A 23,057-nucleotide genomic window follows, 5' to 3' on the forward strand; every position below is an offset into this window, starting at 1 on the left:
TATTACCTATTTCCCTTTCGCGGCTGGCTTCGCTTGTTTGTTCACAGTAGCCGGTGCGGCTTTGGTGGCCAGCTGACGCTTGTAAAAATCAAGGAAGTCGCCCGCCTGCTCAGCGGGTATGCCCCGCCCGATAATCGTGCGGCTTTTGTCGAGCACGTAGACCTGTGGCGTGGTGAACACATCGTACCGGTGCCGGAAGTCGGTGCGGAACGTGAAGTCGTAGCCGTGAATCCAGTTTTGGAGCTTAAACTCGTTGATAAACTTTTTCCAGCTTTCGGGGCTGTTGCTTACGGGTACCGCCAGTACATCAATGCCTTTGCCTTTGTTGGCGTCGGTGTATTTTTTCAGTAGAGGAGCCGCTGTGCGACAATGACCGCACTCGGGATCGTAGAAAAACACAATCAGGTAATCGCTCTTTAGGGACGCAAAGTTGATGGGGCGCCGGAGGGTGTCGCTCACCGACAGGGTCGGAAACGGTTTGCCAATCAGCAGCGGCTTCAGCGTGTTTACTTTTTCGCGTACGTTGGCCAGGGCAGTCGAGTCTGACATCGGCATCACACCCGAGAGGTAGTATTTCTCGGCCATGTGAATAAACACCCCATCAGTACCCAGCACGGTGGGCCGCTCATACTGGCTCGTGATCCAGTAAATGGTGTACAGGTGCATATCACTGCCGGGCTTGGTTTTCCGAATCAGGAAATCGGCCTCTTTCGTGATCGAGTCGGTTTGCTGCACCGTCAGCTCTTTCATGTACCGTTCGAGCTTACGCTGGTAAACAGGGGTGAGCAAAAACCGGTCGTCAGCGAGGTCGAACCCGTCCCAGTAGTGGGCTTTGTAATAATTGAATGTCCAGAGCGAGTCGGGGCGGCCGTTGGCGGCTTTAGGGGGCGCGGGTACATTCGGTTCGGCCGAGGCTTCGAGCAGCTTGGTGGCAAACAGGCCTTTGTTGTTCTGCACAAAATCGAGCCGAATCTGATTCGCTTTTTGGGCCAGCTCGTTCTGTTGCTTCTGAAACAGAGCGGCCGACACGGCATCGTTCCGTAGTTTTTTCTGCACCTCAATGGCCTGTACTTCCTCGTACAAGGTGGCCAACGCCTGTTGGTACTCGTAAAACTTCTCATTTTCGCGGGAGCCCGTCACCTTCATCGACCGGATGAAATTGGTGGTATCGGTCGCGAATGAGAACGTCTGCTGATCGTCGAGGATAAACTCCATGTATCGCTGTTTGGGCGTCAAGACCAGATATAAGCCCTGCGGCAGCGCCTTATCGCCTTCGAAAACGAATTGCCCCTGAGCGTTTATTTTGGCGGTATCTTTCGGGATATATTGTGTGCCCGAACGGTACCAATGGGCCAGTACAACCGAAGTGTCGCGCAGACCTTTGATCTGCCCGCTGATCCGGTACGGTTTGTTGGTGGTTTGAGCCAGCAGGGCGGTTGCCGACAGAACGGCGAGCAAGGCCATGCAGAACAGTTTTTTCATACAGAAAACGCTTACGATTTTGTCGGCCCGCTGACGGGGTCGGTTAACTACAAATTTAGCGGATAAATTTTACTACTGGGTTAACGTTCAGGGCCCGGGAACTGGTACTCATGTTCTATTTTTTGTCGAAAACCCTGTTCTATTTGCTTACCCCAGCGGGCTGGGTGTTTCTGGCCCTGCTGGGCACAGTATTTATACGCCAGCCGCGCCTGAAACGCCAATTTGCCCTGGCGGCCCTCGTTTTGTTCTGGCTGTTTGGCAATAGTCAGCTGGTCAACGAAGGCCTCCGTATCTGGGAGATTCCCCCAGCCAAATTAATGCCAAATCCCGCCGATTCGGCCCCGCGGGTGGCGGTTTTGCTCACGGGTGGCATGATTAATACCCTGTACGAGCCCCAGCCACTCCGGCCGGTGTTCTCGCACGAGGCCGATCGCGCCCAGCAGGTTCTCTGGTTATATCAGACCGGCCGGGTACAGAAAATCATTATCAGCGGGGGGATTGGTACGCTGCCGTTTACAACGCCGGGGGCCGTTGACGAAGGCCAAATGGTGAGTCAGTTTCTGCAACGGGCGGGCGTACCTCAGGCCGACATCCTGCTGGAGAACCAATCGAGAAATACGTATGAAAATGCTTTCTACTCGGCGCGGCTGCTACGGGGGCAGTTTCGCATAACCGACTGTGTGGTGGTTACCTCGGCCTGGCACATGCGCCGGGCGGTGGGTTGTTTTCAGAAGCAGGGCTTGCGGGTCACGCCCTGGTCGGCGGGGCAGCTGACCGAACGCCCGTCGCGTGCATGGGGTGCGTACCTGCTCCCGGCCGAAAAAGCGTTTTACGAAATGCAATTGCTCTCCCGTGAGCTGGTTGGCTATGTCATGTACCGGATTGCGGGGTACCTGTAAAAACCGGTACGCGCAGCAAAGAGGGGCGAGCGCGGATGTACCGGCTCGTCTGTATTCCTCTTTCTGCGGAACGTTCTCTTCTTATACCGACAGGATCTTAACCATCCGGAGAAGGTCTTCGCTGATGGGCTTCGGTAGCCGGATGGTATCACGGAATGGTGTGTACACCAGCTCGTTGTTGATAATCCCGGCCATTACGTTTTTCTGGCCGTTCATGAGGCCTTCCAGCGCACCAAGGCCCAGGCGGCTGGCCAGAATACGGTCGTAAGCCGTCGGGATTCCGCCCCGTTGAATGTGCCCGAGCGTAGTCACACGCATATCAATATCCGTTTCGACCTGCTTCCGGATTTTTTCGGCTACCTCCACGGCATTACCTTCTTCTTCGCCTTCGGCAACCACAATAATCGACGACGATTTTTGCCGGCTCCAACCCTGCTTGAGCACCTCTACAACCTCCGGGATCGGGGTCAATACCTCGGGTACCATGACCATTTCGGCCCCGCCCGCAATCCCCGACTGAATAGCGATGTAGCCCGAGTCGCGCCCCATCACCTCGATGAAAAAGATTCGGTCGTGCGAGTCGGCCGTGTCGCGGATTTTGTCGATGGCTTCGAGAGCCGTATTAACCGCCGTATCGAAACCGATGGTATGATCGGTACCGTACAGGTCGTTGTCGATGGTTCCGGGAGCCCCTACCGTCGGGATTCCGTATTCATCGTAAAAGATAGTGGCTCCGGTAAACGTACCGTTTCCGCCAATGGCCACCAGACCTTCGATACCAAACTTCTGGAGCTGATCGTACGCTTTTTTGCGGCCTTCGGGCGTCATAAACTCCTTACTCCGGGCCGACTTCAGAATGGTTCCCCCGCGTTGCACAATATTGCTTACCGAGTGGGAGGTCATCTGAAATATATCGCCATTTATCATGCCGTTGTACCCCCGGCGGACACCAAACACCTCGACTCCGTGGTACACCGCCCCCCGAACTACCGCTCGGATACAGGCGTTCATACCCGGAGCGTCACCACCCGAGGTAAATACAGCGATTCGTTTCATAGGTCAAGCTAATTTTTTAACAGAAAAGGAATATTCAGCCAACAACATTACGGATTCAACGCCAAATTTATGGGCATTCTTCTGTAAAAAGCACGAAAAGCAGACATATCACCCCGTTTTGAGACAAAAAATAACTGCTTCTTCACATTTCAGCCAGCCAGCGAGGCTATAGCAGCGTATGCATCGCGCACCATTTGCTGTAAACGAAGGGCTACCTGTTGGGCGGCCTGTTTTCGCTCGCTGAGCTGATCTGCGGTAACTTCTGACAGAAAGGCTTTTACGCCCTGGTCGATGTCCTGCCGGGCATCAATCAGAAACGTGGCCTCCTGCAAAAGTACATAACTATCGCTATCTGGGTCGCCATAGAACAAAATGGGGGAGCCCGATCCAATGGCACTGACGGCTTTGGAGGGTACGGCAATATGCGTCCACTCGGGTAGTAGACTCACCAACTGCACATCCAGAAAATGAAGCTGACTCCGGGGAATGTTGGGCACCCGGATGACGCCCTCGCGCCCGTCGGCCACGGCCCAAACCTGCTCGGCTTTAGTACCGTATAAAGCCAGTACCAGCCTGAAGCGGGTAGGGTCGAGGTGCCGGATTACACTCTGCAAAAAAGCGGCCGAGTGAGCCTGTCCCACGTTGCCCGCGTAGCCGAGGTAAATAAGCCCGTCGTTGGGCGTGCGCCAGGCCGGGGGCGCGGGGTCGCGCTCCTGATGCATGAGAACTCCGCAGGGCAGCTGAATGGTTGGAATTGTCTGACCATACTTAGCTAATACATGAGCTGCCTGCCGTGGTCCCAATGCGATAAGCCGTTGTGGGGCGCGCCGGTAAGTTTGGCGGATCACCCAGCGGTACAAGGCATTGGTGGGGCTCACTTTGCCCTCTGCCGCGAAACCCTCCGGAAACAAATCCATTGACCAGAGCCAGTAGGGTGTTTTGCGCAACAGCAGCGACGCCCAGAAAGGTAACATGGGCGGGCTGGTCATTACGAGGAGTGGTCCACGGCCTACCCGGAGGGCTTTGCGGATTAGAGAGAAACCGTCGAGAAAACCCGCCAGCAACCGGAGAAGCCCATTTTTACCCTGATAGATGGTTTGTACGGCATGGGTTTCGCCCACCGGTTGCCGAATGGCTCCCCCGCCATCGTACGTCCGGTCGATATGCACCACCACTACCTCAATGCCGTGTTGGTCGATCAGGTAACGGGCTAGGTCCCAGGCCGATTCGCCGGTAATGCCGGGGTTGGGCGGGTAATGGCGGTTGATAATGGTAAGCGGCATACGAAAACAAATGCTGTTGGAAGGGAGTCTGATTCAGGAGTGAAGCAGTGTTTGGTACAAGCGAAGGTGCGCCTGAGCCACCACGTCCTCGGCTAACTGGCGCTGGGCAAACTGCCGGGCCTGTTGCCGCATTGTGGTTGGGTTCGGGTGGTTCAGGACAAAAGCCAGCCCGTCGGCCAGTTCGGCGGCTGAACCCACGGTGCTCAGGTAGCCGGTTTGGGTGTGCTCAATCAGTTCGGGGATACCTCCCGTTCGGAAACCCACCACCGGGGTACCGCAGGCCATCGACTCCACAACGGTATTGGGCAGGTTGTCTTCGAGTGAGGGTACCACCAGAGCGTCGGCCGCGTTGTAAGCGGCTACAATGTCGGCCTCATTGGTTAGGACACCCAACTGCCGGATCGGGTAGGGCAGGGCGTTGGCATCATGGGTGGCCCCTTTGCCAAAGACCAGAATTTCGGGCTGTAGCGTCGGCCAATGGGTATGCAGCCGGTGCAGGGCATCGGCAAAATACCGAAAGCCTTTGCGTGGGTCGGTCGTGTTGAAACTGCCAAACAGCAATCGGGGCCGCCCGGTGTCGGGCAGGCCCAATTGGCGGCCAGCTTCCGCTTTTTCGATTGGCCGAAAGACGCCCTGATCGAGGGTGTTCGGAATGGTGGTGATTGGAAAACGGCCCAAAAGCTTGCTGCTGAGGGCTTCCTGCGCCAGCCACCGGCTCGGCGTAACAATATGCAGCCGGTTTGCCTCGCGTAGAATGTCCAATTTCTGCTCAAATACGCGGTTCGAGAGGTCGTGGGGGATGGGTTGGCGCAGGTAGGGGCACTGCCCGCACGCATGGCGGAAGTGGGTGCAGCCACGCGCATAATGACACCCGCCCGTAAACGCCCACATGTCGTGCAGGGTCCAGACAACCGGTTTGCCGGATCGAACCAGTTTCCGCAGGCCCGTCAGCGACAAAAAGCCAAAGTTAGTCCAGTGCAGATGCAGTACATCGGCCTCCTTCACTGCTGGGTGCCCACTCAGGTTGGCCCCAATGGTAGCGGGCGAAAAGTGAAACCGTACCGACTTGTTTTTCTCGTACGGCACAAACGACAGCCGGTCGAGGGCAAACCGGGCGGTGGCCCATTGCTTTTGCAGGGCACTCTCGGCCAGACCAACCACGCCGGGCTCGGGCGTACTCTCCCGCTCGACGAGCAAGGTGCTTTGGCCCCCCGCTTTTCGTAAAGCCCGGTGAAGGCGGGTAGCGGCCACGCCAGCCCCGCCATTGAGGTGATACGTACTGAGGAGAGTGACCTTCAAAAAAGCAAACGGTTATGTATTTATGATTAATTCGGCAGTCAGTCGGACCTGAGGCCAGGATTGTTTCTGGGCGCTATTCACGGTAGGCAAATACGTTGAGTTGCAAATCCATGACGTCGTTGCCGTTGTAACGCCGGTTCAGAAATGGCCGAACCCGGTGCTGATTGGTGTCGACGTAGTACCGGAAGCCAGCCGTTTCGAGCATCTGTAAAATGCCGCCGAGTGCCTGCGGGTGGCCCACGTACGAGTGGTACTCGATAAACATATTCCGAACGTTGTTGAGCACATCGCGGCAGTCGGCCAGCACATCGGCTTCGGCTCCTTCAATGTCCATTTTGAGCATATCGATCCGGGGTTCGCGGAGTAAATACTCCCGAAGTCGCACCGAGGGCACCCGTTGGCGTTGACCAGTACTGTAAATAGACCCGGCATCGGCTTCGGCCGAGCTGAAATCCACACCAGCATCGTTTATCCACACGGCTTTGTTGATAAGTTCGACATTCTGAATTCCGTTGACGGTCAGATTGTCGGCCAATACCTGCCCGATAGTAGGGTCGGCCTCAAACGCAACCATGCGGGCGGCCGGGTAGTGCTGCCGAAAATAAGCCAGACTCATACCAATGTTGGCTCCGCAGTCGTAAATCACTGGGGTAGACTCTGTGGTGCTGAACCGATAAAATTCGTCGGTGAAAATCTCCTTGTACTGCCAGGCAAACGACAGCCCGTCGATCACCCGAAACCGAAACGGCCCCACCTGCGCCCGAAACGGCTTATTACGTGGCCGGTCGGCGTAGCGGAGCATAAGCCACAGAAATTGCCGCCCGCTGGCTGTTTGTAGTGACCGGAAAAGGTCTTTAAATAAAAATCGAAGCAGTCGCATGATGCAAGATTAGGGTGCCCGCTTAGTGGAGTTACCGGTTCATTCGTTTTCGCAGCCCGGCAACGGTCTGATTGAGGTCGGGTGAGAGTTTCAGAACGAGTATCAGGCCACCAAACACAAGCGTAATCAGGGCCGACCGCAGTGCTACGTCGGTCAGTACCCGGACGGTACCTGTGCCGTAAGGGTACTGTACCGCCAGCCACCAGACCAGCGCGCCCACCCCTAAAACGGCCCCGTTGCGCCAGCTGAATGGCTGCATACCAAATTTCACCCAGACGAACACCGTTCGTACAAAATTAAACAAGGCTGTTACAAAAGCGGCACCCATGGCGGCTCCGTTGATACCGTACTTCGGAATAAGCCACGCATTGACCCCAATGGTGATAAAAATAAGCCCGATGAAAAAGGCCGAGTCGTAGGCATAATAGCGGGAGGTGGCCAGAATGGTGCCGTTGAGGCCCGTAGCCATATCAATGAGTTTGCCCAGACCGATCCAGAGCACTACGTAATAGCCAGCTTCATAGCCTGCCGGGAGCCACTGAAACACGTTGGGCAGGTTGGCCGCGATCCCGACAAACACCAGACATCCCGCAATGAGCTGGTTAAGGCAACTGCGCTCATACACGTCGGCAATATGGGCAGGGTCGTTGCGTTTCCAGGCATCGGCAATGATGGTGCCCGCCACTTTGTAAAGAGCCAGTGCAGGCAGGCCAATCACGGTACCGAAGTACGACGCAATGGTGTAGATACCCGTATCGTCGAGCCCGGAGGCATCGTTGATCATGACCTTGTCGATGGTCAGAATAATGTTGGACGACAAAGCGGTCAGCAACGATAGCCCTGCGTACCGCATAATAGACCGGCGTAGGTCGGGACGTACCGTGAGCGAATTGAACCGGAGATAGAGGCCGTGTTTTCGGGCCACCCGGATGCCCATAAGCACCGCTGGTGCCAGAAAAGCCCCCATCCAGCACACCATAAATTGCCCGAAGGTGAGCCAATCCAAACCATAAGCTACAATCGAAGCCAGCACCAGCAACCGGCTGATGAAGTGCTGGTACAGCGTGCCCGGAACGGTGTCGTACAGCAGCTTGGCGTAGTTGTCGAATACATTGAAGGCGACCGTAAACAGGGTGAGCGGGATGAGCCAGTAATAATAGTCGACAAACAGGGCTGATTTTTCGATGTTTCGTTCAACCACCCACGGGCGCAGGGCCGTGAGCAGGGCCGAGCAGAGCAGTACGCCCACAAACGTAGTTAGCACGCTTAGCAAGAGGTAGCCGTTGTGGTGCCGCTCCGGGTCACGGAAGTACGGGAAATACCGGCCACCGGCCCCGTTGAGACCAAGATTGGCAAACTGCGCCAGCACAACCGAATAGGATAGCAACAGCCCAATCAGGCCTACCTGATCGGTACTCAGCAGCTTGGGAAACAGTAGCCCCTGTGTAATAAAACCAACGCCAATTCCAGCGTACGAAAACACCGAACTGGCAATGGTCTGGCGTTTGATGATGCCCATCTTAGTGAAAGAGCGAACGAGTGAATGAGTGAAAAGGGAGTTGATCGGTGACCACTCATTCACTCATTCACTCTGTCGCTTTTCAAAAGCTCCCAGCTCAGCGCCGTGCCGGCCTGAATATCCCTACTGGCGGTTTGCCCCAGCACTTGCTCGTAGTAGCGGGTGTGCAGGCCGTTGGCGGGCCGAATGCTCCGCACATTGGCGGGCGTAAATGGCTCACCAGCTTTCATATCCTGCACGACGTACAGCGAACGTTTGAACTGAAGGCTGTTTTGCTCTTTCGGGCTGAGGGTATAATTGACCCGCCCCATGGCCAGAAACGCCCGCTCGGTTTCAACAACCAGGCTCTTCAGTTCGTCGGGTTCGAGCGAAAACGCTGAATCAACACCGCCGTCGGCCCGGCGCAGGGTTACGTGCTTTTCGAGAACAACCGCCCCCAACGCTACGGCGGCAATAGCTGCCCCGATGCCCATAGTATGGTCGGAAAGGCCCACGGGTACATCGAACAAGTCGCGCAGGTGCGGGATCGTGAGCAGATTGGTGCTTTCGGGCGAGGCCGGATACGTACTCGTACACTTAAGCAATACCAGATCGCGGCACCCGTTTTGGCGCAGCACCCGCACGGATTCTTCCAGGTCGGCCACGGAGGCTACGCCCGTACTCATAATCACGGGTTTGCCGGTTTGGGCGACCTTTTTGAGGAGGATATGGTCGGTGTTTTCGAACGATGCAATTTTGTACAAGGGTACATCCAGCGACTCCAGAAAATCGACAGCGGTGGTATCAAACGGCGAGCTGAACGCAATCATACCTCGCTTACGGGCGTGCTCGAAAATGGGTTTATGCCATTCCCAGGGCGTGTAAGCCTCTTTGTAGAGCTTGTACAGGTTTTTATCGGCCCAGAGCGAGTTGTTATCGCGGATATAAAACTCCTCCGACGACCCGTTGAAGGTAATCGTATCGGGCGTGTAGGTCTGTAATTTAAGAGCCTGCGCACCCGTATCGGCCACGGCATCGACAATTTCGAGGGCCCGCTCCAGCGACTGATTGTGATTTCCCGACATCTCGGCAATCACAAACGGTCGGTGGTCCGGGCTAATGGTATATTGGGCAACCTGAATGGGTTGAAACATAATAGGCAATCTCGTTATTTGGCTTTCAACGCGTCAACTTCTCTGCGAAGTTGCTTAATTAACGCGCTTTGCTCCAAAATAAGTTGCTGTTGCTCTTTGATTGCTTCGGTAAGGAGTGGGATAACTCCGTTGTAATTCAGGAATTTAGTGCCCTCGGCATTTTGTGATACGGCTTCGGGCAACACGCTTTCGACCTCCTGCGCCAAAAAGCCTGTTTCTCGGGCTGCCCCGCCTGTTTTCCAGTCGTAATAGTACCCGTTGAGAACTTCTACTTTCTGAAGCGCATTGGTCATCCGTACAATATTCGTCTTGGTGCGTTCATCCGACATCATCCGAAGAGTTCCGTACAGAGCCAGTTTGGCCCCACTTACCGGAGATCCGCCAATGCCCAACCCGGTGCCGTCATCGGTAAGCTGACTGTTCAGCAGGGTTCCGGCTGCGTTGAATTTCGGAATCGTGTTTGCTCCTACAGACGACCCACTGAAGGTTGCCAGGCTGGTGTTGGTGGGTAGCAGATAGCGAGTGAGGTTCCCGTTATTGTCAGACATGACCGCGAATGAGCTTGCCCCAGATGGTAAGCCGCTTAAACGAACGGTGCCGGTGGTATGAAGCTGGGCTTGTGGCGATATGGTTCCAAGACCAAGGTTGCCGTTGGCCAGCATTTGCATGTGTATGGTGGTGAAATTTGCCCACGAGAATAAAGGCCTTCCGGTTATCGCCCCATCACCACCCGATAAGGAGTTGTTGAAATACTTCCGTGCATCAAAACGCATGATGGCGGATTCGCCATAATCGTTGCTGTAGTTAGTAACGCCTATGAGCATCAGTGATGAGCCACTACCCGTCTCATTGTACGAGAAAATAGCTGGTACCATACTTCCGTAGCGGGTAGTTGCGTTCCGGAAGCTCATGAAATCATTTGGGCTATCGGTAGTCTGGATACGAAGGAGCTCGTTAAAAGTACTTGAAAAAATATTACCTTTTTTAATGACTACTGAGCCCGAAATCGTTGCGGGGGGCTCTATGACCGTTGTCTCTCCTGAATCGAACCAACGGTCGGTAGAAGGGTCCTGGGCTAAAGCATTTTCGAGGGTAAGGGCAAAGCATAATAGTAGTACGTATTTCATGTTTTATGAAATTGGTGGTGTAAATGATGATTGCCCAATAATACCTTTTTTTGATAAAAATTTGTACGATGAGTTACTATCTGTAAATTTTAGCCCTCATAATTTCGCGATAGGTTTCCCACTCTTCCCGTAGCATAGCCAAACCAACTACGTCTTGCCACTTGCCATTTTTTCGAGCATGTTGACGATAGTAAGCCTCTCTTCTGAATCCAAATTTTTCATGCATCGAGATCACCTTATCATTAAAGGTAAATACCTCGCAACGGAGCTTATTTAATTTGAGGTGCTCAAAAACGTAACTCAGTACATTGAATTCCACCTTAGAACCAATGCCTGCCCCTCGAATTGACGTATCCCCCAAATAAAAGGCCCAGTAGCAACTGCTGAGGGTCTGACTAATACCAGTAAGTGAAGCAAGTCCGATTTTTTGCCCGTTATACTGGATTATCCAATACTGGCTCGAAGGATCTTTGCTGATTTTTGCGAACCATGCTTCCTGTTGTTCAGCTGTAATCAAATCATCGGTATACATGTACTGCGCAACTTCTTCTGAATTGCGCCAGGTTCGAACCAATTCGATATCCTCGTGCTGAAGAGGGGTCAATTGGATGTCCATCTCAATGTCAGTTTATAATGTTTGAAAAAACTCTCTGAGTCGTTGGCCGGATAGTCCGTCGAGGTAATGCCGTTGTCGTTCGACACTTTCGTCAAAACCGTTGCGGTTTAAAAGAGGAAATAGCCTTGATGGTTTTAAGGGTAATTCCAGAACCCCCAAAGCTAACCCCTCCTGAACAAAGAAATGTGCTAATCGCTTTTGGTTGTCTGCGGTTAAAATACCGATAAAAGGACGGCCAACAGAAGCTACTTCGTATGCAATAGTGCTGCAGGAGACGATGGCTAATCGACAATGGTCTATTTCATGAGCCATTTGAGCAACAGACAGACTCTGCAATACGGTGAGCCGGTCTTGCGGAAAGTTTGAAAATGTTGCAACATGTGGGTTGGCGCTTCCTAATACAACTCGCAAAGAACACTTGGGGTAATGCTTAATAAGCCACTCCGTAAGGGTGTGGGATATGTTCTGGATGTCAGCCCCGCCCAGATTTATCAGTATATCGTTTGCGGATGTATGAAGCCGGGCAGCTTTGAATAATGGATTCACCAATGCATATCGAGGGCCAAGTAGAAACTGGGTGTACGGCTCTGCTTCGTATTCTGTAGCAGGGATGCCCGCTGTGTGATTCAAAATTACGTCCGCGACCTGGTGCCCACGCATTAGGTCGTCAATAAAGACAAGTTTGTGGACCTTACCGCGCAATACTTTTTGAAAAGCCTCATCAAAATGATACCCATCCAGCACCAAAATATCTTCGGCCTGAGTATGCGGTATTAGCTCGTCGATATGCTGAGTATCTAAGGATAGCACGGGAAACCCATGCCCCAATAGTAACGCATTGACTGCCGGTGTGGGCTGGCAGATGGCAAACCGACAATTAAACGCATCCCCAAGTATAATAGCCAACGCCAAACTGCGCATGAGATGCCCCATCCCAATCTGGGTGTTTCCGTCGGCACGAAATAGAATTGAGCGCATTACTCCTCAATTTTAGATTGCTGCTGATTCAGCAATAGGTATTTAAATTCGGCAATCTTCCAGTCTTCCTCCGAATCAATGTCGTGGGCCTGCATCTCACCAATCTCAACACCTCCTGCCGATAAACCAGTCAGTTTCCGATCAGCTAAAAGTTGCTTCGTATCAAACCAATAGAATTGGCCCGCATCATGATAAGCCACCGCCAGATCCTGAGAACGTTTCAAAAACGCTGCCGGATCTGCCCATTCGATTAAACCTTCTTTGTTCAGAAAAAACGCTCGTTGTATCGGGAAATGAAACCGTTGAAGCGGGTAAATAATAGCGACACCTTTTTCAATGAGCGCATCGTGCGTTTTCTGTAAGATATCAACTGTGATAAAGGGAGATGTTGGATACAAACAACAGACGTGATTGAAGGTCTTGCCCTGCGCCCGGTATGCATCGAGCACTTCCAGAATCACGTCGACGGTGGTAGCGTAGTCATCGGCGTTTTCGGCACTGCGCATAAACGGGACGACGGCTCCATGCTGCCGGGCCACCTCGGCAATTTCGGCATCGTCGGTCGACACCATCACCTCGTCGAACAGCCTCGATTGCAGGGCCGCTTCGATAACGTAGGCAATGATGGGTTTGCCCAAAAACGGTCGGATGTTTTTGCGCGGAATCCGTTTGCTGCCGCCCCGGGCTGTGATAATGGCAACGTTATTCATGCGGGCAAAGATAACCCCAGATGACATCTTGTTGGGAAAGATGTCATCTGGGTAGAAGGTGGCTTGTAAAGAGATGTCATCTTTCCTAAACAAGATGACATCTCTTCTCGGCAGAGTTTCGCCAACTTTGCGGCATGTTTGGCTATCAACCGTTTCGCTGGCATCAGGAACGTTGGCCGGTGCTGGTGGGTGTCCTGATATTGCTGGCTTCGTATGCACCGTACTGGTGGCTTGGGCAGGATGCCTATTTCACCATTCATGATTTTCTGGACGATAGCTCATACCAGTTTGGGCCACTGGTGCAATCGGGGCAGGCGTTTCGTTTTGGGGCCAATGCCATTGTGCCAACCATCATGAACGGGCTGCCCCGTTCGGCAATGCATTCGGGGCTGTACGTGTCGGTATGGCTCTTTGCGCTGTTGCCCCCATTCTGGGCTATTCTGGTCAATTTTCTGGTCGTGCACAGTATCGGGTTGGTGAGTATGTACGTGCTTCAGCGGCAGTACGTTCTGAACCGCTCCGGCGAGCAGTGGCTGGCAATCGGGGTGGCTCTGGTGTTTGCCCTTATTCCGACGTACACCAACTACGGGTTGTCGGTAATGGGGCAGCCACTGCTTCTGTTGGCGTTTCTGCAACTTTTCTACCGTCGGCCGGGCGTTGCGGGCTGGCTTATCATTCTGGGTTTTCCATTTTATTCGTTTCTGGTCCGGTCGGGGCTGTATGCACTGGTTGGGCTGGCGTTGCTTGGCTTGGTTCAATGGGGGCAAAGCCGTCGGTTCAATAGCCCGTACTGGCTGGGTCTGGTTCTGTTGGCGGTTCTCTACGGACTCGTCGATTTTCCGATGATTCGGGCGTACCTGACCGGGCAGTTTGTGTCGCACCGCAGCGAGTACAACCAAGCGGCTCTGGTGTCGGCCAAATTGGGCAACGGCCTGATTCATGCCCGGCTGCTGTTTGAGTATGGGCAGTATCATGCAGGCACGTTTGCTACCTGGCTCATTGCGTTTTTGTGGCTGGCCCGGTTCATAACAGGGCGCTGGCGCGGACTGCCGGTATGGCTCATGGTGGCCATTGGGTCTATTTGTCTGCTGCATGGCCTGTACCCGTGGCTTCTGAGCCAGGCGGGGACTAACAAACGAATCCTGACCATCTTTCAGCTCGACCGGTTTTATTTTTTGTTGCCGTTTCTGTGGACGTTGTTGCTGGGGGTACTCCTGGCCGAGTGGGCGCAGTTGTTGGGCGGGTGGAGACGTAGTTTGCTGATCGGGCTGATAGGCGGGCAGCTCTACCTGACGCTGACTCACAATGCGGAGTGGCTTACCAATGCCCGTGTGCTGGTGGGTATGCCCCGGCCGGCCCGTTCGCCTTCGTTTCGGGCTTTTTACGCCCCTGATCTGTTCGCGCGTATCCGGCAGGCATTGCCGCAACCTATGAGTGATTACCGGGTCGTGAGTATCGGTATGCACCCAATCGTCGCTCAGCTAAACGGATTTTATACGCTCGATAGTTATCAGAACAATTATCCACTGCCCTACAAACATCGGTTTCGGCAATTGATGGCCGACGAATGGGCCAAGCCGACAGCCTGGGCTATCCGACCGTATTTCAACGCCTACGGAAATCGCTGCTACGTGTTCCCGGCCGAACTCCGTATGAATGCCCTGATTGGCAAAACCGATAAACGGATTGTCAATAATCTGGCATTCAACAATACGGCTTTTCGAGCGATGGGCGGCCGGTACATTCTTTCGGCCGTATCCATAAAAAATGCCGCCAGTTTGGGCTGGCGGCAAGTCGGTATATTCAACGATTCGGATAGCTACTGGCGCGTGTGGGTGTACGAGGTACCCCCTGCTTAACCCACCGCCGGAGCTGGTTTGGCCGCTTGCGCAAACCCTTCGCCACGGGCGGACATAGCCCGCAGCGTATCGGTGGGCCGGAATCGCTCGCCGTAGGTGTCGGCCAGTCGGTCGGCGGTTTCGACAAACGTTTTTACGCCCACAAAATCGACAAACGACAGGGCGCCCCCCGTGTAAGCCGGAAATCCCCACGCCAGAATAGAGCCCAGGTCGGCATCGAGCTTTGTCAGCACCACGCCCTCTTCAAAACACCGAACGGCTTCGATGGCCTGCCGGTACAACAGGCGGGTTTTCACTTCGTTGATGGTTGGTTGCGTATCTGATACCGGGAAAATCTTGGCCAGGCCGGGCCAAAGAGCTTTCGAACCTCCTTCGGGATACTCATAGAAGCCTGCTTTGGCTTTTTTGCCCAGTCGGCCCAGTTCTACAAACTGTTTGGCCACCTGATAGCTTGTGTCGGTTTCGCTCAAAGCCCCGTCTTTGATACCCTGCCCCGAAATTTTGTAGACCAGATCGAGCGCAACCTCATCGGTTACGGCTAACGGTCCAACGGGCATACCGGCATCTTTGCCGCCATTTTCGATCAGAATGGGCGACACCCCATCTTTCAACAATTCCATGCCTTCGGCAGAGTACGTGCCGAAGCAGCGCGAGGTGTAAAAGCCCCGGCTATCGTTCACGACAATGGGCGTTTTGCGGATTTTGCGGGTGTAGTCAATTGCTACGGCCAGGGCATAGTCCGATGTTTGCGCACCCATAATAATTTCGACCAGCATCATCTTGTCGACGGGTGAGAAGAAGTGAATGCCGATGAAGTTTTCGGGTTTGGCAGCGGCTTCGGCCAGGCTCGAAATGGGCAAGGTCGAGGTATTTGAGCCAAATACGCCCGGCCCGGCGGGGTTGTCCTGCGCCAGCATGGGCTCGGCCTCGCGGGTCACCTGCGCTTTGAGTTCGCGATTTTCAAAAACGGCTTCAATAATCAGGTCGCACCCCTGCATATCGACATAATCGGCCGTGGGCTTAATTCGGCTCAGAATACCGTCGACCTTCAGCGGGTCTACTTTGCCGCGTTCCACCCCTTTTTTGAGTAGCCCGCGAGAATACTCTTTTCCTTTTTCGGCGGCTTCGAGCGATACATCTTTCAGGACCACCTCAATACCCGCCTGCGCCGATACGTAAGCAATGCCCGCGCCCATCATACCCGCGCCCAGAATCCCCACTTTCCGAACGTCGGTTTTCGGAATTGTTTTGGGGCGACTGGCACCCTTGTTGGCCTCGTTCATGCCCAAAAACATCGTTCCGATCAGGTTCTTGGCTACTTTGGAGGTGGCTACTTTTACAAAATGCCGTGCTTCAATTACCAGCGCCCGGTCGATGTTTACCTGAAGCCCCTCGTACACGCAGGCCATAATTTCGAGCGGAGCGGGGTAGTTGCCACGGGTTTTGTCCATCAGCATGGCCGTGCCCGCCGTGAAAATCTGCGCACCTACGGGACTTTGCACGTTGCCACCGGGAACCTTGAAATTGTCGCGAGCTACAATTTTGCCTGTCTTTTTATCAATTTGATCCCAGGGCTTTACCGGGTTTGGGTTGGCGGCAATGTACGCGCGGGCCATCTCCATCATCGCGTCTGGGGTAGGGGCAATGTCGTCGATCAGGCCTTGCGCTTTAGCTTCCTGAACACCCAGTTTTTTGCCTTCGGTGATGAGCATCAGGGCAGCCTGCATCCCGATCATACGTGGGAGCCGTTGCGTACCGCCTGCACCCGGTAGCAGGCCAATGGTTACCTCCACCAGGCCAATCTGCGTCTTTGGATTGTCCAGAGCCACCCGGTAGTGTGTAGCCAGGCAGATTTCATACCCACCCCCCAGGGCTGTGCCGTTGATGGCGGCCACCACGGGCTTACCGCACACTTCCATTTGCCGGAAAATCCGGTTCAGCTCGGCTGATACCTTCAGCATTTCGGCAGGTTCTTTATCGTTGTTCCGAAGAATCATCTTCAGATCGGCCCCGGCTACAAATTCGGGTTTGGCCGAAGTGACGATAATTCCTTTGACGGCCTCGTCGGCATAGGCCTGTTGTAGGGCGGCTTCAAATTGGGGGATCGACTGGTCGTTGAGTACGTTCATGGGTGACGAACTCATGTTCCAGGTGATCAGAGCGACATCCCGGTCGACGGTGTATTGGATTTCGGGCATATGGTTTTAGTTTTTGAAGAAAGAATAAAACAAAGATAGTAGAAGTGAGGAGGTAGGAGCGAGGAGTGAGGAGTTGCTGACGCACGAGTATTGCTTACGCGCCAGCAACTTCTCACTCCTCGCTCCTACCTCCTCACTTCCTTCATTCCTTCTGCTTTCTACTTGTTTTTCAGTCTACTATCATCTATATTTGCACTCCCGTTTTTAGGCGGGGTGCGTCTTTTTTGGCGCAAATTCTTAGCAATCAACCAATTATCAATACAAACAGTGAATACACTCAGTTATAAGACCATCTCCGCCAATAGCGATACGGTGCAGAAGGACTGGGTTGTGATTGACGCTCAGGGACAAGTGTTGGGTCGGCTGGCCAGCAAAATTGCCTCTGTAATCCGCGGCAAACACAAAACCAACTTCACGCCCCACGTTGACTGTGGCGACAATGTAATCGTCATCAACGCCGATAAGGTGCGCCTGACGGGTAAGAAACTAACCGACAAGGTTTACGTACGCCACACCGGCTACCCCGGTGGTCAGCGTTTCGCTACGCCCCGGTTATTGCTCGAGAAGCGCCCTGAGCGCCTTGTTGAAATGGCCGTTAAAGGTATGCTGCCTAAAAACCGGCTCGGTCGGAAAATGTACGGCAACCTGCACGTTTATGCTGGCGAACAGCACCCGCATGCTGCACAGCAACCCAAAGAAATTCAACTCTAAATAGCGGTCTCGGGCCATATAGCTGTACGCTGTGAAGCGTGTAGGGGTCAGGTCTGAGCGTCTAACATCTAAAAAATGGACCGTATCAATGCCATTGGTCGCCGGAAAACCGCCGTATCGCGCGTGTATCTGTCGGCCGGTAACGGAAACATTCAGGTGAATGGAAAAGAGTACAAGCAGTACTTCCCATCTGAAATTCTGCAAATCATTTTGAACCAGCCGTTTACGAGTGTCAACGGAATAGGCGCATACGACGTGAAAGTAAACGTTCGGGGCGGTGGAATCACCGGTCAGGCTGAAGCTACGCGTATGGCTATCTCACGGGCACTGGTTGAACTGAATGCTGAGTTCCGCCCTGCTCTGAAGAAAGAGGGCTTCCTGACGCGTGACTCGCGTATGGTTGAACGGAAGAAATACGGACGTGCCAAGGCCCGTCGGCGGTTCCAGTTCAGCAAGCGTTAATAGAGTTTACGGTTTTCTGTTTATCGTTTTCAGTTGGCTTGCGCCTATAAACCGCTTCGCATAACTGCAAACCGTAAACAATAAACTGAAAACTTTAAAAAAATTCGTCCAGACCGTTCTTAGATGATGCCGACGAACGGTGCTGCGTACACATTATCAAAACCATATTTTCAAAACGAAAATGGCACAAGTTGAATATAAAGACCTCTTAGACGCTGGTGTGCACTTTGGCCACTTGACGCGTAAGTGGGACCCCCGGATGGCTCCGTATATCTTCATGGAGAAGAACGGTATCCACATTATTGACTTAAACAAAACACTCGCCAGCCTCGACGACGCTTGCAACGCCATCAAAGGTATTGTTCGCTCAGGCCGGAAAGTGATGTTTGTTGCTACCAAGAAGCAAGCTCAGGAGATCGTAACGGAAGAAGCGCGTCGTCTGAAAATGCCGTACGTAACCGACCGTTGGTTGGGTGGTATGCTCACGAACTTCGCTACCGTGCGTAAGTCGATGAAGAAGCTCCAGACACTGGACAAAATGTTGAAGGACGAAACAACGGCCAGCAACATTGCCAAGCGGGAGCGGCTGACGATGTCGCGTGACAAAGAAAAATTAGATCGTGTATTAGGTGGTATCGTAGACCTGACCCGTCTGCCTGCCGCCCTGTTTATCGTGGACGTAAAGCGCGAGCACATTGCGGTGGCCGAAGCCAAGCGGCTGGGTATCCCTGTGTTTGCCATGTGCGATACGAACTCGAATCCTGATGAGGTTGATTTCCCGATTCCTGCAAACGACGACGCCTACAAGTCGATTGCTCTGATTACGCTTGCCATCGGTAAGGCCATCGAAGAAGGTCTGATGGAGCGGAAGCAGGATAAAGACGATCAGCGTCTGCAGGAAGAAGAAGAGGCAAAGCGTGCCAGCGATTCGCGCCAGGCCGCTGCCGAAGGTGCCGATGAGGCTCCGGCCGCCGAAGCTACAGCCCCTGTAGCCGAAGCTGCCGACGAGCAGCCAGAATAATACAGTTTTCAGTTTAGAGTTTTCCGTTTTCAGTTAACGCAAAGCGTCATGATCAGACGTTAGCCAACTGAAAACTGAAAACTGTAAACTAAAAAAGTAGCCCGTAGTCAGCCGCTATGGGCTACTTCATTATAATTAGCATCCGATCGACGGGTGCGGTTTCTTTTGACAATCGTTTAATACACATACAATTCTTATGGCAATTACGGCAGCAGACGTAAACAAACTTCGGCAAGAGACCGGAGCCGGTATGATGGACTGCAAAAAAGCCCTGACTGAGGCTGATGGCGATTTCGAAAAAGCGAAAGAGATTCTGCGGAAGCAGGGTCAGAAAATCGCTGACAAGCGGGCCGACAACACGACCGCAGAAGGAATCGTACTGGCTCAGGTGAACGCCGAAGGGAACAACGGTAAAATTATCGCCCTGGCTTGTGAGACAGAACCCGTTTCGAAGGTCGCTGACTTCCAGAATCTGGCCAATGCAGTAATCGAATCCGCTGTTTCGACCAATGCAGACAGCAAAGAGGCTCTGTTGGCTACAGCACAGGCCGACGGCCGCACCCTGCAGGAGCACATTACGGATCTGATGGGTAAAATCGGTGAGAAAATCGACGTTGTCGCTTACGAAAACGTGTCAGCCGAGAAAGTTGTATCGTACATCCACTCAAACGGTAAGTTGGGTGTGTTGGTAGCTATGACGAACACCAACGGTGCTGATGTTGCCGAAGTAGGCCGCGACGTAGCCATGCAGGTAGCCGCTATGAAGCCGTTGGCTCTCGACAAAGACGGTGTTGATGCCACGGTTGTGGAGCGCGAAATCGAGATCGGTAAAGAGCAGGCTCGTGCCGAAGGTAAGCCCGAAGCTATGCTCGAGAAGATTGCTCTTGGTAAACTGAACAAGTTCTACAAAGACAACACGCTGCTGAACCAGGAGTTTGTGAAAGACAGCTCCCTGACGATTGCACAACTGCTCGACAAAACGTCGAAAGGCTTGACGATCACGTCGTTCAAGCGGGTCGCTATCGGCTAAGCCATAACTCATAGAACGTAAAGGCGCCCAACCGATACCGGTTGGGCGCCTTTGTTTGTATACAGATAGGTTAGTATATTTGAGTCTCCCCTCGCCCAACCTTCTACATAGAACCGCGTTACTTTTTGGTCTTATCCCGGTCTTATAGGGCAATCTCCACCGATGAAACAGTTGTCAGACGAAGAGCTGGTACGTCTTTATGTCGAGACGCAACGGAACCAGTACTTCGAAGCGTTGTACGTCCGTTACTGCGATAAAGTGTATCGTAAATGTCTATCGTTTACGAAAGATCCCGCGAAAGCGGAAGACTTTACGCACGACATTTTTTTGAAGCTGATTACCAAATTGGGCGGTTTCAAGGAGCAGGCGAAGTTTTCGACCTGGCTTTTCTCAGTGACCTACAACTACTGCACTGATCACACTCGGGTGCGTCGGGGGGGCGAGGTGCTTGCTGAAAACATGGAGCTTTTGCCCGATTATGGGGATAGTGACGAGGCCGAAGTAGCCGAGATGGAAGCAGCCGGGTTGCGAAAAGCAATGGACCGACTGAATGCCGATGAGCGGAGTCTGTTGATGATGAAATATCAGGACGATTTCAGTATCCGCGACATCGCTGACATGTCGAACATCACCGAGAGTGCAGTTAAAATGCGCTTAAAAAGAGCGAAAGATAAACTGCGCAAACACTATCTGGAGGGAATCGTGATGTGGCTTCTGCTGGCCCTGAAATATATAACTACGAAATGGCCTCTGCGCTTCTAACCTTGTGTACCCATGCAGAACTTTAAAGAGCTCGAACCCGAAGATATTTGCCCGCCAAATCTGAAAGATGAGCTGATTTCGGAGATTGACCTGATTCGAAACAGTTTGCGGGTAACTGAGCTCTACGTGGGCGACTTCCTGAACGTTATTTCCCAGATGTTTTCTTCTCCTGTATCACCAACCACCGTCGATGAGTAATTTACCTAACATTACCGAAATCCTGATTAACACGTTTCAGACCCTGATCAATCAATTTGTTGACTTTGTACCCAAGCTGATCGGGGCAATTGTTATTATGGCCATTGGGGTGTTGGTGGCCAAATCGGTGGCGGCTATCGTAAGCCGGGTGCTCAAACAAGTGGGCTTCGACCGAATCGGCGATAAACTCAATGATATTGATGTGATCCGGCAATTGCAAACCGAGATCAAGCTCAGCGAGATCGTTGCCAAAGTACTCTACTATTTTATTCTGTTGGTATTTATTACCGCAGCGACCGAGACACTGGGTATTGCCGCCATTACTAACATGGTGCTGTCGCTGGTCAATTTTATCCCCAAGCTGGTGGCGGCTGCAATTATGCTGCAAATTGGCGTACTGCTGGCCGATGCCTTGAAAAAAGCGGTCATCTCTATCTGCCAGACGTTTAAGGTTGCCTCTGGGAAGTTGCTCGGCATGATTGTGTTCTTCTTCTTCCTGATCATCACCATAATCAGCGCTTTGGGGCAGGCTGGTATCAATACCGAGTTGCTGGAGTCGAGCTTTAACCTGCTGATTGGGGGAATCATCTTCGCGTTTGCGGTGGGCTACGGTATTGCTTCCCGCGATGTAATGGCTAATATTCTGTCCTCATTCTATTCGAAAAACCGCTTCAAAGAAGGTCAGATCATTCAGATTGAGGAAGTGAAAGGTACCATCATCAGTATTGATAATACCTCGCTGACGCTGCAAACAGGCGAAACCACCACGATTATTCCGCTGCAGGCGCTACAATCGCAAAAAGTGCAAGTGTTTTGAGTACGACCCCGCCCACAGGCGGGGTCTTTTGTAAAAGAGTAACCACCATAATTGTATGAAAAAGAGTATACTGGCTGGACTGGCTTTACTAGCCATCGGCACGGCACGGGCGCAGGAGACGCCTGTGGTCACTCAAAATTTTGGCGATACCCTTAAAGTCAAAAAGGATACCACCTATTGGCAGCGATCATTTAGCGGGGGGGCTAATTTCAATCAGGCTTCGTTTAGCAACTGGACGGGGGGCGGTATCAACTCCGTAGCCTTAGGACTGGTGATCAGTACCCGCGCGTTATACGAAAAGGGGCGAACGTCGTGGGACAATACGGGCGATTTTCAGCTTGGCTACGTGAATCAGCGAGGTCTGAGCCGCAAAGCTGCCGATCAGCTGTTTCTCAACTCGGTGCTGGGTCAAAAGATTGCCCCCAAGTGGGATATGTTTGCATCGGGCACTTTCAACACGTTTTTTGCTCCCGGTTATCAATACGACAAACTACCTGCCAATCGTACCCGGCAGCAGATCTCCGGCTTTTTCGCGCCAGCTCAACTGACCTTTGCCTGGGGGGTAGCGTACCGGCCAAACGACTGGTTTTCGCTCCGACTGAGTCCATTTGCGCCCCGGTTTACGTTCGTGGCCGACGATGCCGTACGGGTACGGGCCGGTGCCGACGGAATCGTGCGGCCCGACCCAACCGCTACTGCTTTTGGGGTGGTGGCTGGCAAATCTGTCCGGACAGAGTGGCTGGCATTGCAGCTTCAGGCCGCGTTAAACAAAAATATTACGGACAATATTAACATCAACGCCCGCTATCAGACGTATGCCAACTACCAGACGCTTGATGCGATTGATCATCGGCTCGATCTGACTGTTGCGGCTAAAATAAATAAGTACCTCAGCACTACGCTGGGAGTAATTGCGCTTTTCGACAAGGATTTTTCAGAGAACTGGCAGCTGCAGCAAACGTTGGCTATTGGCCTGTCGTATAACGTGACCACATTCCGCAAGAAGTAAGGTGCTCG

Annotated in this window: 22 protein-coding genes; 10 read left to right on the top strand and 12 right to left on the bottom strand. The window is 53.0% G+C overall.

Annotation, left to right across the window (positions count from 1 at the left end; translation table 11 throughout):
- Positions 1–6: 6 nt before the first annotated feature.
- Entirely contained in the window at positions 7–1,482 is a 1,476-nt protein-coding gene (locus RUDLU_RS0113715) for a DUF4369 domain-containing protein (RefSeq protein ID WP_019988959.1), read from the bottom strand.
- A gap of 110 nt (positions 1,483–1,592) precedes the next feature.
- Here RUDLU_RS0113715 and RUDLU_RS0113720 point away from each other — a divergent pair, with 110 nt between their 5' ends.
- A complete protein-coding gene (locus RUDLU_RS0113720) occupies positions 1,593–2,381 on the top strand; it encodes a YdcF family protein (RefSeq protein ID WP_019988960.1) in 789 nt (262 codons plus the stop codon).
- Between the two features lie 81 nt (positions 2,382–2,462).
- On the opposite strand, the gene pfkA is transcribed toward RUDLU_RS0113720, so the two are convergent.
- From pfkA to pseF, 10 genes are all read right to left on the bottom strand, one after another.
- Complete coding sequence (gene pfkA, locus RUDLU_RS0113725; protein ID WP_019988961.1) at positions 2,463–3,437, bottom strand: 6-phosphofructokinase; 975 nt, start codon at positions 3,435–3,437, stop codon at positions 2,463–2,465.
- Between the two features lie 149 nt (positions 3,438–3,586).
- Positions 3,587–4,720 carry a glycosyltransferase gene (locus RUDLU_RS0113730; protein WP_019988962.1) on the bottom strand — a complete coding sequence of 378 codons (1,134 nt, stop codon included), beginning with the start codon at positions 4,718–4,720 and terminating at the stop codon, positions 3,587–3,589.
- Positions 4,721–4,753: 33 nt separating this feature from the next.
- Complete coding sequence (locus RUDLU_RS0113735; protein ID WP_019988963.1) at positions 4,754–6,019, bottom strand: glycosyltransferase family 4 protein; 1,266 nt, start codon at positions 6,017–6,019, stop codon at positions 4,754–4,756.
- Positions 6,020–6,092: 73 nt separating this feature from the next.
- Positions 6,093–6,899, bottom strand: a complete 807-nt coding sequence (locus RUDLU_RS0113740) for an FkbM family methyltransferase (RefSeq protein ID WP_027303043.1) — start codon at positions 6,897–6,899, stop codon at positions 6,093–6,095.
- A gap of 31 nt (positions 6,900–6,930) precedes the next feature.
- Positions 6,931–8,418: an oligosaccharide flippase family protein gene (locus RUDLU_RS0113745; RefSeq protein ID WP_019988965.1), complete on the bottom strand. Its 1,488-nt coding sequence runs from the start codon at positions 8,416–8,418 to the stop codon at positions 6,931–6,933.
- Between the two features lie 59 nt (positions 8,419–8,477).
- Entirely contained in the window at positions 8,478–9,551 is a 1,074-nt protein-coding gene (gene pseI, locus RUDLU_RS0113750) for a pseudaminic acid synthase (RefSeq protein WP_019988966.1), read from the bottom strand.
- Positions 9,552–9,565: 14 nt separating this feature from the next.
- Complete coding sequence (locus RUDLU_RS0113755) at positions 9,566–10,462, bottom strand: tail fiber domain-containing protein (RefSeq protein ID WP_245581670.1); 897 nt, start codon at positions 10,460–10,462, stop codon at positions 9,566–9,568.
- A 292-nt stretch (positions 10,463–10,754) separates the two neighbouring features.
- Positions 10,755–11,294: a UDP-4-amino-4,6-dideoxy-N-acetyl-beta-L-altrosamine N-acetyltransferase gene (pseH, locus tag RUDLU_RS0113760; RefSeq protein WP_019988968.1), complete on the bottom strand. Its 540-nt coding sequence runs from the start codon at positions 11,292–11,294 to the stop codon at positions 10,755–10,757.
- A gap of 12 nt (positions 11,295–11,306) precedes the next feature.
- The gene (pseG, locus tag RUDLU_RS0113765; protein ID WP_019988969.1) at positions 11,307–12,272 is read right to left on the bottom strand and encodes a UDP-2,4-diacetamido-2,4,6-trideoxy-beta-L-altropyranose hydrolase; all 966 of its coding nucleotides are present in this window, start codon (positions 12,270–12,272) and stop codon (positions 11,307–11,309) included.
- Positions 12,272–12,982, bottom strand: coding sequence for a pseudaminic acid cytidylyltransferase (gene pseF / locus RUDLU_RS0113770; RefSeq protein ID WP_019988970.1), 711 nt, complete (start codon positions 12,980–12,982; stop codon positions 12,272–12,274). The genes pseG and pseF overlap by 1 nt, the downstream gene beginning before the upstream one ends.
- Positions 12,983–13,116: 134 nt before the next feature.
- Between pseF and RUDLU_RS0113775 the strand changes: the two genes are divergently transcribed.
- Complete coding sequence (locus RUDLU_RS0113775; protein WP_019988971.1) at positions 13,117–14,841, top strand: DUF6044 family protein; 1,725 nt, start codon at positions 13,117–13,119, stop codon at positions 14,839–14,841.
- Here RUDLU_RS0113775 and RUDLU_RS0113780 read toward each other — a convergent pair.
- Positions 14,838–17,039 (bottom strand): 3-hydroxyacyl-CoA dehydrogenase NAD-binding domain-containing protein, encoded by a 2,202-nt coding sequence (locus RUDLU_RS0113780; RefSeq protein ID WP_019988972.1) that lies wholly within the window; start codon positions 17,037–17,039, stop codon positions 14,838–14,840. The genes RUDLU_RS0113775 and RUDLU_RS0113780 overlap by 4 nt on opposite strands.
- Positions 17,040–17,306: 267 nt before the next feature.
- On the opposite strand from RUDLU_RS0113780, the gene rplM reads away from it, so the two are divergent.
- From rplM to RUDLU_RS0113820, 8 genes are all read left to right on the top strand, one after another.
- A complete protein-coding gene (rplM, locus tag RUDLU_RS0113785; protein WP_019988973.1) occupies positions 17,307–17,750 on the top strand; it encodes a 50S ribosomal protein L13 in 444 nt (147 codons plus the stop codon).
- A gap of 75 nt (positions 17,751–17,825) precedes the next feature.
- Positions 17,826–18,212 (top strand): 30S ribosomal protein S9, encoded by a 387-nt coding sequence (gene rpsI / locus RUDLU_RS0113790; RefSeq protein ID WP_019988974.1) that lies wholly within the window; start codon positions 17,826–17,828, stop codon positions 18,210–18,212.
- A 181-nt stretch (positions 18,213–18,393) separates the two neighbouring features.
- Positions 18,394–19,233 carry a 30S ribosomal protein S2 gene (gene rpsB, locus RUDLU_RS0113795; RefSeq protein WP_019988975.1) on the top strand — a complete coding sequence of 280 codons (840 nt, stop codon included), beginning with the start codon at positions 18,394–18,396 and terminating at the stop codon, positions 19,231–19,233.
- A gap of 196 nt (positions 19,234–19,429) precedes the next feature.
- Entirely contained in the window at positions 19,430–20,263 is an 834-nt protein-coding gene (gene tsf / locus RUDLU_RS0113800) for a translation elongation factor Ts (RefSeq protein WP_019988976.1), read from the top strand.
- Positions 20,264–20,425: 162 nt separating this feature from the next.
- Positions 20,426–21,025 (top strand): RNA polymerase sigma factor, encoded by a 600-nt coding sequence (locus RUDLU_RS0113805; protein ID WP_019988977.1) that lies wholly within the window; start codon positions 20,426–20,428, stop codon positions 21,023–21,025.
- Positions 21,026–21,037: 12 nt separating this feature from the next.
- Positions 21,038–21,223, top strand: a complete 186-nt coding sequence (locus RUDLU_RS0113810; protein WP_019988978.1) for a hypothetical protein — start codon at positions 21,038–21,040, stop codon at positions 21,221–21,223.
- Complete coding sequence (locus tag RUDLU_RS0113815) at positions 21,216–22,040, top strand: mechanosensitive ion channel family protein (RefSeq protein WP_019988979.1); 825 nt, start codon at positions 21,216–21,218, stop codon at positions 22,038–22,040. The genes RUDLU_RS0113810 and RUDLU_RS0113815 overlap by 8 nt, the downstream gene beginning before the upstream one ends.
- A gap of 55 nt (positions 22,041–22,095) precedes the next feature.
- Positions 22,096–23,049, top strand: coding sequence for a DUF3078 domain-containing protein (locus RUDLU_RS0113820; RefSeq protein ID WP_019988980.1), 954 nt, complete (start codon positions 22,096–22,098; stop codon positions 23,047–23,049).
- The last annotated feature ends 8 nt before the right edge of the window (positions 23,050–23,057 follow it).

It is taken from the genome of Rudanella lutea DSM 19387 (genome assembly GCF_000383955.1).
Classification (GTDB): Bacteria; Bacteroidota; Bacteroidia; order Cytophagales; family Spirosomataceae; genus Rudanella; species Rudanella lutea.

Excerpts from the sequence above, each read along its gene's own strand:
- RUDLU_RS0113715 (WP_019988959.1), bottom strand. The coding sequence starts at position 1,482 with ATGAAAAAACTGTTCTGCATGGCCTTGCTCGCCGTTCTGTCGGCAACC.
- RUDLU_RS0113720 (WP_019988960.1), top strand. The coding sequence starts at position 1,593 with ATGTTCTATTTTTTGTCGAAAACCCTGTTCTATTTGCTTACCCCAGCG.
- pfkA (WP_019988961.1), bottom strand. The coding sequence starts at position 3,437 with ATGAAACGAATCGCTGTATTTACCTCGGGTGGTGACGCTCCGGGTATG.
- RUDLU_RS0113730 (WP_019988962.1), bottom strand. The coding sequence starts at position 4,720 with ATGCCGCTTACCATTATCAACCGCCATTACCCGCCCAACCCCGGCATT.
- RUDLU_RS0113740 (WP_027303043.1), bottom strand. The coding sequence starts at position 6,899 with ATGCGACTGCTTCGATTTTTATTTAAAGACCTTTTCCGGTCACTACAA.
- RUDLU_RS0113745 (WP_019988965.1), bottom strand. The coding sequence starts at position 8,418 with ATGGGCATCATCAAACGCCAGACCATTGCCAGTTCGGTGTTTTCGTAC.
- pseI (WP_019988966.1), bottom strand. The coding sequence starts at position 9,551 with ATGTTTCAACCCATTCAGGTTGCCCAATATACCATTAGCCCGGACCAC.
- RUDLU_RS0113755 (WP_245581670.1), bottom strand. The coding sequence starts at position 10,462 with ATGAGCTTCCGGAACGCAACTACCCGCTACGGAAGTATGGTACCAGCT.
- pseH (WP_019988968.1), bottom strand. The coding sequence starts at position 11,294 with ATGGACATCCAATTGACCCCTCTTCAGCACGAGGATATCGAATTGGTT.
- pseG (WP_019988969.1), bottom strand. The coding sequence starts at position 12,272 with ATGCGCTCAATTCTATTTCGTGCCGACGGAAACACCCAGATTGGGATG.
- pseF (WP_019988970.1), bottom strand. The coding sequence starts at position 12,982 with ATGAATAACGTTGCCATTATCACAGCCCGGGGCGGCAGCAAACGGATT.
- RUDLU_RS0113775 (WP_019988971.1), top strand. The coding sequence starts at position 13,117 with ATGTTTGGCTATCAACCGTTTCGCTGGCATCAGGAACGTTGGCCGGTG.
- RUDLU_RS0113780 (WP_019988972.1), bottom strand. The coding sequence starts at position 17,039 with ATGCCCGAAATCCAATACACCGTCGACCGGGATGTCGCTCTGATCACC.
- rpsI (WP_019988974.1), top strand. The coding sequence starts at position 17,826 with ATGGACCGTATCAATGCCATTGGTCGCCGGAAAACCGCCGTATCGCGC.
- rpsB (WP_019988975.1), top strand. The coding sequence starts at position 18,394 with ATGGCACAAGTTGAATATAAAGACCTCTTAGACGCTGGTGTGCACTTT.
- tsf (WP_019988976.1), top strand. The coding sequence starts at position 19,430 with ATGGCAATTACGGCAGCAGACGTAAACAAACTTCGGCAAGAGACCGGA.
- RUDLU_RS0113805 (WP_019988977.1), top strand. The coding sequence starts at position 20,426 with ATGAAACAGTTGTCAGACGAAGAGCTGGTACGTCTTTATGTCGAGACG.
- RUDLU_RS0113810 (WP_019988978.1), top strand. The coding sequence starts at position 21,038 with ATGCAGAACTTTAAAGAGCTCGAACCCGAAGATATTTGCCCGCCAAAT.
- RUDLU_RS0113815 (WP_019988979.1), top strand. The coding sequence starts at position 21,216 with ATGAGTAATTTACCTAACATTACCGAAATCCTGATTAACACGTTTCAG.
- RUDLU_RS0113820 (WP_019988980.1), top strand. The coding sequence starts at position 22,096 with ATGAAAAAGAGTATACTGGCTGGACTGGCTTTACTAGCCATCGGCACG.